Annotated in this window: 9 protein-coding genes; all 9 read right to left on the bottom strand. The window is 70.9% G+C overall.

The features are described from left to right. Window positions 1-223 precede the first annotated feature (223 nt). Window positions 224-541 carry a hypothetical protein gene (locus VI238_RS05385; RefSeq protein ID WP_331649239.1) on the bottom strand — a complete coding sequence of 106 codons (318 nt, stop codon included), beginning with the start codon at window positions 539-541 and terminating at the stop codon, window positions 224-226. A gap of 11 nt (window positions 542-552) precedes the next feature. Then, a complete protein-coding gene (locus tag VI238_RS05380; protein ID WP_331649237.1) occupies window positions 553-1,827 on the bottom strand; it encodes a c-type cytochrome in 1,275 nt (424 codons plus the stop codon). After that, window positions 1,824-2,528 (bottom strand): c-type cytochrome, encoded by a 705-nt coding sequence (locus VI238_RS05375; RefSeq protein ID WP_331649235.1) that lies wholly within the window; start codon window positions 2,526-2,528, stop codon window positions 1,824-1,826. The genes VI238_RS05380 and VI238_RS05375 overlap by 4 nt, the downstream gene beginning before the upstream one ends. Before the next feature lie 17 nt (window positions 2,529-2,545). Beyond that, complete coding sequence (locus VI238_RS05370) at window positions 2,546-2,755, bottom strand: twin transmembrane helix small protein (protein WP_331649233.1); 210 nt, start codon at window positions 2,753-2,755, stop codon at window positions 2,546-2,548. Between the two features lie 107 nt (window positions 2,756-2,862). Beyond that, complete coding sequence (locus VI238_RS05365; protein WP_331649231.1) at window positions 2,863-4,284, bottom strand: PLP-dependent aminotransferase family protein; 1,422 nt, start codon at window positions 4,282-4,284, stop codon at window positions 2,863-2,865. Between the two features lie 182 nt (window positions 4,285-4,466). After that, entirely contained in the window at window positions 4,467-4,964 is a 498-nt protein-coding gene (locus VI238_RS05360) for an REP-associated tyrosine transposase (protein WP_331649229.1), read from the bottom strand. 319 nt (window positions 4,965-5,283) lie between these two features. Next, on the bottom strand, window positions 5,284-6,759 hold the full coding sequence (gene trpE / locus VI238_RS05355) for an anthranilate synthase component I (protein ID WP_331649227.1): 1,476 nt from the start codon (window positions 6,757-6,759) through the stop codon (window positions 5,284-5,286). An 82-nt stretch (window positions 6,760-6,841) separates the two neighbouring features. Next, a complete protein-coding gene (locus VI238_RS05350; RefSeq protein WP_331649225.1) occupies window positions 6,842-7,870 on the bottom strand; it encodes a sialidase family protein in 1,029 nt (342 codons plus the stop codon). A gap of 131 nt (window positions 7,871-8,001) precedes the next feature. Continuing rightward, complete coding sequence (locus tag VI238_RS05345; RefSeq protein WP_331649223.1) at window positions 8,002-10,026, bottom strand: ATP-binding protein; 2,025 nt, start codon at window positions 10,024-10,026, stop codon at window positions 8,002-8,004. Window positions 10,027-10,256 lie beyond the last annotated feature (230 nt).

Below are 10,256 nucleotides of genomic sequence, written 5' to 3'. Positions count from 1 at the left end.
GACGCGGATGCGCGACGCACTCGATGTGTAGCACATCGGGCGCACAGGAAGAATCCCTGCCGGACGGCGCCATCGTCGGCACGAAGCGCGCGCTGCAGGAAGCACCGATGGCGCTCGCGCCCTTCACCACGATGACGCCGTCGCGGTCTGCGCGGCTCGCCGGATCACGCGTGCGCCGTGCCGGATCGCCTTCCGCCCCGCGTGATCCAGCCAGTGAGCGGATTCAGGCCTGCCCGCGGCCGCGCAGCCAGCGCGCGCGCAACGGCCACGAGAGCGCGAGCACGGCGAGGAACACGCCGTAGGCGAGCAGGGTCGCGACGATCTGCGGCCATAGATGTCCGCCGCTGCCCGTGCTCGCGTCGAAGCCCCAGCGCATCGCGACGATGCTCGCCGCCGCCGCGAGCGCGAGCACGCCGAGGTCAACCGCCCAGCGCGCCGCCCCGCGCGGCGCACGCGGCCAGATGCAATAGATCGCGCCGACGATCGCGAACGTCGGCAGGAACAGGATGAAGGAAAGGCCGGTCTCGAAGAATGCGTTCATCGTACTCCCGCTCAATCGACGACGATGCCCTGCATCGATTCGACATCCTGCGCGGTGAGGCGCGAATCGCGCGCACCCCAGCGCCGGCGCACGTGGTTGACGACCGCGGCGATCTCGCCCGCGTCGAGCTGCTGAACGAACGGCGGCATCGAGTGCGGTCGCGGCGCGCCCGCGGTCGTGGGCGGCATGCCGCCGTAGAGCACGAGGCGCACCGCATTCGTCGCGTCGGGTGCGGTCGCGGCGACCGAACCCTGCAGCGGCGGATACGCACCGGGCTTGCCCTCGCCGTCCCTGCCGTGGCAATCGGCGCACGCGCGCGCGTAGACCTGCGCGCCGTGGCTGCCCGTGTCGTCGCCCGCTTCGGTGCCCGCCGGCGCGCGCAGCGGGGCGGGCTCGACCTGCTTGAGATGCCGAGCGATCGCGAGCGCGTCGTCGGGCGTGAGTGCGCGCAGGCTCGCGTAGACGACTTCCGCCATCGGCCCGTACGCGATGCCGTGCGCGGACGTGCCGGTGCGCAGATAGTCGGCGAGTTCCTGGTCGGAGTAGCGCTCGAGCTGCACGCGATCGAGCGGCGGCGCGTACCATCCGATGCCGGGGATGCGTCCGCCCGCGAAATGGCCTTCGGGCGGCAGCGAGCCGCGCTCGCCGCGCGCGCTGTGGCACATCGCGCAATGGCCGAGGCCTTCGACGAGGTAGCGGCCGCGATCGTTCGGGTCGATGCGCGCCGCGTCGGGCCGGTAGTGCAGCATGCGCCAGCCGACGAGCGCGGCGCGCGAATCCGCGGGTGGCTCGAGCCGGTTCGGCGGTGGCTCAGACGCGCTCGCGGGCTGCGTGCGCAGCCAGGCGTAGATGGCATCGAGGTCGACGTCGGCGACGTCGGCGAAATGCGCGTACGGAAACACCGGGTAGAGCGCGCCGCGGCGCGACACGCCATGGCGCATCGCATGCGCGAACTCGTCGGCCGACCAGTCGCCGATGCCGTGTGCCGGATCGGGCGTGATGTTGCTGCTGTAGACGGTGCCGATGCCGGTCGCGAACGCGCGCCCGCCTGCGAAAGGCACGCCGGCGCGCGGGGTGTGGCAGGCGCGGCAGTTGCCGATGAGCGCGAGGTACTCGCCACGTGCGAGCGTCGCCGGATCGCTCGCGACGACGCGAGCGCCGTGCGGGATGCGGTACGGCTCGAAGCCGCCCTGGCGCGCGAACAGCACGGCAGCGATCGCGACCGCCGCGAACACGAACGGCAGCAGCAGCCAGGCGAGCGCGAACAGGAGGCGGCGCGCGCTCACGGCGCGGCCTGCGTGTCGAGCGCGCCGCACGGGACCGGCGGCACGAACGCACCGGCCCGCGCGGGCCGGATGCCGTCCGCGTTCGGCTGTTGCGACAGCCACGTCGCCACCGCGCGGACGTCGTCCGGCGACAGCGCCTGCGCGACCGCGCGCATGCAGTCGGGCTCGCGCGCACGGCGCGAACCGTTGCGCCAGTGGCCGAACTGCGCGACCACGTAGTCGGCGGGCAGGCCCACCGTCGCAGGAATGCCAGGCTCGAGCCCGGCGAGGCCGGCACCGTGGCACGCGCTGCATGCAGGCACCCCGTGTTCCGGGTCGCCCTCGTGCACAAGCCGCTCGGCACGCTCGCGCCGCTCCGGCGTGAGCTGCGTCGCGCCGGTATCGGCGGCCCGCGTGCGCGGCGGCAACGCGGCGTAGTACGCGGCGATCTCGTGCAGCCATGCATCGTCGGCGAACTGCACGAGCCAGGTCATGGACGCGTTCACGCGCCGGCCGTCGCGGAAGCCCGCGAGCTGCTCGAACAGATAACCGGCCGGCTTGCCGGCGAGGTGCGGCACGTACTCGGCGCCTTGCATGCCTTCGCCGTGCGCGCCGTGGCAGGCCGCGCATGCGGCGAGGTGCTCGGCGATGCCTTCATCGGCGAATGCGGGCGACGTGGCCAACAGGAGCACGGCGAGCGGGAATGCGAGGAGGCGAAGCATGCTGGCGGCATCCCGGCTTACGGCGCGACGCCGTGCGGCTGGATCCAGCCGGTCGCGACGCCGAGCATGACGACCACGATGAGGCCGACCGACAAGCCGATGCGCCACGTCAACGCGCGCACGGTGCGGCCGGTCGAACCGTGGTCGACCATCATGAAGTAGAGGCCCGCGCCGAGCTGGTAGAGGATTGCGGCGAGCGCGGTGACGATGAGGATCTTGCCGGCCATGGGCGGCTCCGCGGTGGTGGACCGCCGCCACGATACCCGCGCGCGCGGGCCGGATACCGATCAGCTGGCGCCGAAACGACCGGATCAGGCTGCGCGTATTGTCGCAGTCACGGGGTCGCGAGGCGACCGAGCACCGCGAGCGCGGCGTCGACGCGCTCGTCGTGGGCATGGCCGTAGTTGAGCCGCAGGTGGCGCTCGAACTGCGCGCGCGAGGAGAAGATCGGACCGGGCGCGACGCTGATCGACTGTGCGAGCGCGCGCCGGTGCACCTGCATCGCGTCGACGCCGGGCGGCAGCTCGAGCCAGAGGAAGTAGCCGCCGTCCGGTCGCGTCGTCGGCGTCGCCGCGGGAAAGTGTCGCGCGATCGCCGCGAACATCGCATCGCGCTGCTGCGCGAGCGCCTCGCGCAGCTTGCGCAGGTGGCGGTCGTAACCGCCGTGCTCGAGGTAGGCCGCGATCGTCGCTTCGGCCGGCGTCGACGCGGTCAGCGTGGTCGAGAGCTTGAGCCGCGCCACCGCCTGGAGATGGCGACCGGGCGCGATCCAGCCGATGCGGTAGCCGGGCGCAAGGCATTTGGAGAACGACGAACAGTGCAGCACGAGTCCGGCGTTGTCGTAGGCCTTCGCCGGCGGCGGTCGACGTGCGCCGAAGTACAGCTCTCCGTAGACGTCGTCCTCGATCAGCGGCGTGTCGTGTCGCGCGAGCAGCTCGACCAGCGCACGCTTCTTCGGCTCCGGCATCAGGCTTCCGAGCGGGTTCTGGAAGTTCGTCATGAGCCAGCACGCGGCCGGGCGCAGGCGCTCGAGCACGTCGGCGAGCGCCGCGAGCTCGATGCCCTCGCGCGGATGCGTCGCGACTTCGATCGCGCGCAGGCCGCGCTGCTCGAGCGCCTGCAGCGCGGCATAGAACGTCGGCGATTCGACCACGACCGCGTCGCCCGGCTTCGTCACCGCAGCGAGGCCGAGATGCAGCGCTTCCATCGCGCCGTTCGTGACGACGAGCTCGTCGGGATCGATCGAGAGGCCGTCGACGAGATAGCGCAACGCGATCTGCCGGCGCAACGCCGCGTTGCCCTGGTGCAGGTGGTCGACGCTCGCGCGCGGATCGAGCCGCTGCACCGTCGCCGCCATCGTGCGTGCGAGGCGCGCGAGCGGAAACAGCAGCGGGCTCGGGAACGCCGAGCCGAGCGGCACGACGTCGCGCCGCATGGTCGCCTTGAGGATCGCGAACACGCGTTCGCCGACGTCGACCGCGATCGATTCGCCCGCGGGCGCCGACACGCGCTCGAATTCCGGCGGCGGCACCGCGGCGACGTAGTAGCCCGAGCGTGCCCGCGCGCGGATCAATCCGCGCGCTTCGAGCCGGTAGTAGGCCTGGAACACCGTCGAGGCGTGCACGCCGCGACTGGCCGCGGCCTGGCGCACCGAGGGCAGGCGATCGCCCGTGCGCAACGTGCCCGCGCGAATCGATGCCTCGATCTCGTCGGCAAGGGCTTCGTAGCGTTTCGATGGAAGGTCGCGGCTGCGCAAGCGCGAAGCGTGACGCAGGGGCGACGCTGCGATCAAGCGCTGATTCGTGGTCGGGGGATCGGTCATTCGTGACGATCGGAAGCGGCGGATCCGGCGCTACGCGCCTTGATCCGCCCTACGCAATGCTGCGGCACGCTGCGCTCAGAGGTAGGGCGGCTCAAGGCCGAAGGCCGGAGCCGCCGCTATTCTCCGACGTCGGATGGCAGGTCTGGGGGCTCCGAACGCCCCCAATCAGGACTGTACCAACCGCGTCCAACCGCGCGCGCAAACGTGCTGTAAGGCCAATCTCCCGGCGCGCGTGCCAACCCATGTTTGACTGGGTTGTAGTGGACGTAGTCGACGTGGCGGCGCCAGTCGCGTTCATCCCGCAACACGTGTTCCCAGAATCGCGGCTGCCAGGCGCAGGTTGGCCCGCCGCCCGTCGAGGCGTGGTGCTTGATCAGCCTCCATCGGCTCGAGAAATCGCAGTCGCCTTGAGGCAGGCGCCAGACTGCATGAAGGTGGTCAGGCAGCAGCACGAAAGCGTCGATTCCGAACGGCCGCTGCTTCGCGACTTTCAGAAGCGCCTCTCGCAATCGGATACGCATGCTGTCGACGGTCAACCATTGCACTCGTCGATGGGTCACCACCGTGAAGAAGTAGCACCCACCGGGTTGATATGCGCGGCGATAGGCTTTCATGCGCACATCCTAGCGATACGTCTTCTGCGCGATGTCCGAACTCGGCGATTCCTGGTCCCGGAACGCAGCGATTCGTCACGACCGAAGGCGGCGGTTCCGGCGCTGCGCGCCTTGAACCGCCCTACTCGCCTTCGCAACTTGGTAGGACGGCTCAAGGCCGAGGGCCGGAGCCACCGCGCGGTGCAGTCCGGCTCGATGCATCTCGCAACCCGAGGCGGTTCCAGCGCTGCGCGCCTTGAACCGCCCTACGCGCCTTCGCAACCCGCAGGGCGACTGAAGACCGAAGGCCAGGGCCGCCGCGCGGTGCAGTCCGCTCGAATCACAACCCGCCCGCCGCCTGCGCGACCGCGCGGAACAGCGCGCGGCCCTTGTTCATCGTCTCCTCCCACTCCTTCGCGGGATCGGAGTCGTACACGACCCCGCCGCCGGCCTGGACGTAGAGGCGTCCGTCCTGGATCACCGCGGTGCGGATCGCGATCGCGGTGTCGGCATCGCCGTTCCAGCCGATGTAGCCGATCGCGCCCGCGTAGATGTTGCGCTTGTGCGGCTCGAGCTCCTGGATGATCTCGATCGCGCGGATCTTCGGTGCACCGCTCACGGTGCCGGCCGGGAACGTCGCCTTGAGCACGTCCATGTAGGACAGGCCCTCGCGCAGCTCGCCTTCGACCTGACTGACGATGTGCATCACGTGCGAGTAGCGCTCGATCACGAAGCTCTCGGTGAGCTTGACGCTGCCGGTCTTGCTGACGCGGCCGACGTCGTTGCGGCCGAGGTCGATCAGCATGAGGTGCTCGGCGCGCTCCTTGGTGTCCGCGAGCAGCTCCTGCTCGAGCGCGAGGTCTTCCTCGGGCGTCCTGCCGCGCGGACGCGTACCCGCGATCGGCCGCACGACGACGCGGCCCTGCTTGAGGCGAACGAGAATCTCCGGCGACGAACCGACGATCTGCGTGCGGCCGAGGTCGATGAAGTACATGTACGGCGACGGATTGAGCGCGCGCAGCGCGCGGTAGACGTCGACCGGGCGCGCGCGGAACGGTACCGACAGGCGCTGCGACGGCACCACCTGGAAGATGTCGCCGGCGCGGATGTACTCCTTCGCGCGCTCGACCATCGCCTCGTACTGCTCGCGCGTGAAGCTCGATTCGAAGTCGGCCTCGCCGAGTCCCTTCGGATCGAGCACGTCCGGATAGCTCGAGCCGGAGTGGCGCAGGCGGAACGCGAGTTCGTCGAGGCGCCGGCGCGCGCGCGCATACGCCTGTGGCTGCGCGGGATCGGCGTGTACGATGAGATAGAGGCGGCCTTTGAGGTTGTCGAACACCGCGACTTCCTCGCTGAGCATGAGCAGCGCGTCGGCCGTGCCGAGCTCGTCGCGCTTGTCCTCGCGCGCGAGCCGCGGCTCGATCCAGCCGATCGTCTCGAAGCCGAAATGCCCGACGAGGCCGCCACTGAACGCGGGCAGGCCCGGCACGCTCGCGACCCTGTATGCGGCGCGGATGCGTTCGATCTCGCCGAGCGGATCCTCGAGCTCGCGCGTCTCGACCACGTCGCCGAGTTCCTCGATCGTGAGCGTGCGCCCGCGCAGCACGTGCACGCGCCGGCACGGCAGGCCGATGATCGAATGCCGGCCCCAGTTCTCGCCGCCCTCGACCGATTCGAACAAGTACGAATACGGCCCGTCGGCGAGCTTGAGGTAGACCGACAGCGGCGTGTCGAGATCGGACAGCACTTCGCGCACGAGCGGGATGCGGTTGTATCCCTGCGCGGCGAGCGCGGCGAATTCGTCCTGCGTGATCACGGCTTGGCCTGCGAGTGGGCGGCCCGCCAAGATAGCAGGGCATGCTGCGTCGCGACAGGCCGGCCCCTGCGAGGCGAATGCGTCAAGCAGGATCGAGGCCGTCGGCGAAGATCGCATCGACGACGACCACATGCGGCTCGCGCACGATGTCGTGGGTGAGGCTGCCCGCGGGCGCGTCGCGGCCCCAGTAGAGTTCGACCGCGATCGGCGACGCGCCGACGAGCGGGTGCGGCTCGACGTCGTCCTCGTCGGGCGAGTCGGTGAGCGCGATCGCATTGCTCCAGTTCAAGCCGTCGCTCGAACGGCGCACGGCGAGGTCGAACTGGTCGCCGTTCGCGCGGATCCAGAACAGCGCGAACGCATCGTCGGGCATGACGACCGGGAGCGAATCGTGGTTGTTGCCGGTCACGGCGAAGTCCTGCGGCGCCGCGCTCCAGTCGTGCACGTCCGTGGTCGTCTTCACGTACATCGAGAGCGCGCTGCTGCCGACCTGGTAGCTCGCGAGGTAGAGGCCGTCGCTCGCACGGAACGCGATGCGCGGCAGTTGGCTGCCTGCGGCGATCGGCGTCCTGAGTTGATCCCAGGTCGCGCCGCCGTCGCTCGATTGCGCGACGTAGCTGCCGCCCGGGAGGCGCTGGTAACTCATCGTCAACATCCCGTCGGGATGGCGGATCACGTGCGGATTGACTTCGCCGCCGGTCGCCCAGCCGAGGTCGAGTTGGCTCTGCTCCAGGAACGCGATCCCGTCCGCACTGGTCGCGCGCCAGAGGCGGAAGGTCGAACTGCCGCCGGTTCCCTTGAGGTAGAACAACGCGTAGCTCGACGGACCGAGCTGCAGCAACGACGGGTGCCGTTCGTTCGCACTCGTCGCGACGATCGCCACCGGCGTGCTCCAGGTCGCGCCGTCGTCCGTCGATCGCGTGAGCAGGAGATCGCCGCTGAGCGCGGGCGGCGCCGACAGGCGCTCGAACACGACGATGCGCGCGCCGTCGTCGCTCGAACGGATCACCGAGGGCATGTAGTCGATCTCGTCGCCGCTCGTCACGGATTCGGCCGCGTTCGCGACGGCGCTCGCGCAGAGCACGGCAAGAACGGAGGCGAAGAGCTTCATGCAATGACCCCAAGGCTTCGCGGGCGCGTCCGCGAAAGTACCGCGATTAAGACATCGAAGGCGCGCAACGACACGCCGCGATGCGGCAAAGCACGTGCCGCCCGCCCTCGTGGGAAGCAAGAAATGCGGCGCTACGCGGCGCCGTCGGAAAGGCGGCGGCGCGGCATGCCCGACATCGCGATCGAGAACACGACGCCGTTGCCGTCGGCGAGGTTGGCGGCGCCCGCACGCCCCTGGTGCAGTTCGGCGACGAGGCGCACGACGTAGAGACCGAGGCCGAGATGCGGCGCGACGCCGCCGCGCGCGCTGCCCTCGCGCATCGACACGAGCGAGTCGAACAGGCGCTCCTGCATCGCCGCGGGCAGCGAAGGCCCCTGGTTGGCGAGGCGCACGACCGCGCCGGTCGCGCCGACCTGCAGCGACAGCGCGATCCAGCCGCCCGGCGGCGTGAACGAGCACGCGTTGTCGAACAGCTTGTCGAGCGCCTGCGCGACGAGGTCGGGCGCGCCGTGGAACGGGACCGGTGCGGGTGGCAGCTCTAGGCGCAGTTCGCGTCCTTCGCAGAGTGCGCGGTAACCGTCGGCACAACCGGCGACGAGCGCACGCAGGTCGAAGTCCTCCGCCTCGGCCGAGGCGATCGCGCGTTCGATCCTGCTCGCCTCGCTCATCGCCCGCACGATCGTGCCGAGCCGCTCGGCACCGTCGCGCGCTCGCGCGAGGTACGGACGCGCCGCGGCGGGCACGTCGTGGTGCTCGAGGTTGTCGAGCGAGGACTTGACGATCGCGAGCGGCGTGTTGAGCTCGTGCGACAGTTTCGACGCGAGCGTGCGGAGGTAGTCGGTGTAGGCGGCGACCTCGTCGACGAGCCTGGCGAAGCTGCGCGCGAGGTCGCCGAGTTCGTCACGCGCGTCGGCGAGCGGCATCGGGCCGTCGAGCCGTCCGGACGTCCGCACTGCGCGCTCGGCCGCGTCGCGCAGGCGGCGGATGCGCAGCGACAGCGAGGCGCCGAACGCGAACAGGATCGCGAGCGCGATCGCGAGCGCGACGAGGGTCGAGCCGGCGAGGCCGACCAGCGCGCGGTTGGCGAGCAGCGGCAGCGCCCGGTTCGCCTGCTCGAGCACGAGCGCGCCATGCTGGCCGTCGGCCGACTGCAGCGGGATCGCCGCCGTGAGCACGACCGCGCCGCCGCGATCGACCGCGCGCCAGCTCGTCGCCGGCACGCCCGACAGCGCCTGCCAGACTTCGCTCGCGTCGAGGCGCGGCCGTTCGCCGTCGAGCGTCGCCGAGCCGCCGAAGCCGGGCGCGATGAGCACGCGGTAGACGACGTTGGCGAACCCGCCGGGCGCGTCGCGCGCGGCGACGCCCGCGGTATCGAGCCGCCCGGCGTCGGCGACGAGCCAGCCGTCGGCGGCGACGAGGCGCGTGCGCGTGTGCGCGGGCACGAGCGGCTGCAGCGATCGTGCGGCGCCGTCGTCATAGGCGATCAGGCGGCGCGGATCGGGCGGCGTCGCATCGGCCTGCGCCGTATCGCGCACGGCGAGACCGATGCGCTCCGGCATGACCCCGCGCGGCAGGCGCAGCTCGATGCGGTAGCCGGAACCGTCCTCCTGCAGCATGCCCGCCAGGTGTGGTGGCAGCCGTTCGCCCTCGCCCTCGGCGGGCGCGTCGAACGCGCCGGGTGCGGCGCTCGTGAGCCGGTAGCGACGCGCCTCCCCACCGTCGGCGAGCAGCAGTTCGACGTGGTCGCCGAACGCGCTGCGCGCGTCGGCGGGATCGAAGCGCGCGCGTGTCGCGTCGCGCACTTCGGCGAGCAGGTACAGCGTGTCCCTGTCGCGCGCGAGCGTCACGCGCAGCTTCTGTGCGTCCTCGCTCGGTCCGAGCGCCTGCGCGTAAGGACGCAGCGAACTCCAGTCGTCCGCGTAGCCGTCGACGACGATGCGCTCGCTCGCGCGCTGCAGGTAGAGCACGGGCCCCGATGGCGGCCAGGCGATGCCGCGCGCCTCCACGGTCTTGGCGAGCATGCCGGCCGATGCGAGCAGGGATTGTTCCTGCCCCTGGCGCAGCAGCAGTTCGACCTGGCGCACGAACTGCCAGCCCGCCCACGGCAATGCGAGCGTCGACAGGGCGACCAGCAGCAGTTTGAAGCGGAGGGACATGGGATAGGGCGAGGGCCGGGGGTCGCGGGTCGAAGGCCGAGGTACGAGGGCCGAGGGCCGGAGTGCGTCGCGTCGCGGGAGGGTCAGTGTCCCCTCGGGTCGTCGGGACCCGCTTTCGACCCTCGGACGTCAGGCCTTCGATCACGGCTTCCAGCGATACCCTGCACCATGCACCGTGTCGATCGCGTCGAACGCGGGATCGATCGCGATGAACTTCTTGCGGATGCGCT

Origin of the sequence: Dokdonella sp., assembly GCF_036518555.1 — a bacterium.
Taxonomy (GTDB): Bacteria; Pseudomonadota; Gammaproteobacteria; order Xanthomonadales; family Rhodanobacteraceae; genus Dokdonella_A.
The sequence above is the reverse complement of the archived record's forward strand: the minus strand, read 5'-3'. Positions and strand labels throughout refer to the sequence as shown.

Coding starts and splice junctions, on each gene's coding strand:
- VI238_RS05385 (WP_331649239.1), bottom strand. CDS start 541: ATGAACGCATTCTTCGAGACCGGCCTTTCCTTCATCCTGTTCCTGCCG.
- VI238_RS05375 (WP_331649235.1), bottom strand. CDS start 2,528: ATGCTTCGCCTCCTCGCATTCCCGCTCGCCGTGCTCCTGTTGGCCACG.
- VI238_RS05370 (WP_331649233.1), bottom strand. CDS start 2,755: ATGGCCGGCAAGATCCTCATCGTCACCGCGCTCGCCGCAATCCTCTAC.
- VI238_RS05360 (WP_331649229.1), bottom strand. CDS start 4,964: ATGAAAGCCTATCGCCGCGCATATCAACCCGGTGGGTGCTACTTCTTC.
- VI238_RS05350 (WP_331649225.1), bottom strand. CDS start 7,870: ATGAAGCTCTTCGCCTCCGTTCTTGCCGTGCTCTGCGCGAGCGCCGTC.
- VI238_RS05345 (WP_331649223.1), bottom strand. CDS start 10,026: ATGTCCCTCCGCTTCAAACTGCTGCTGGTCGCCCTGTCGACGCTCGCA.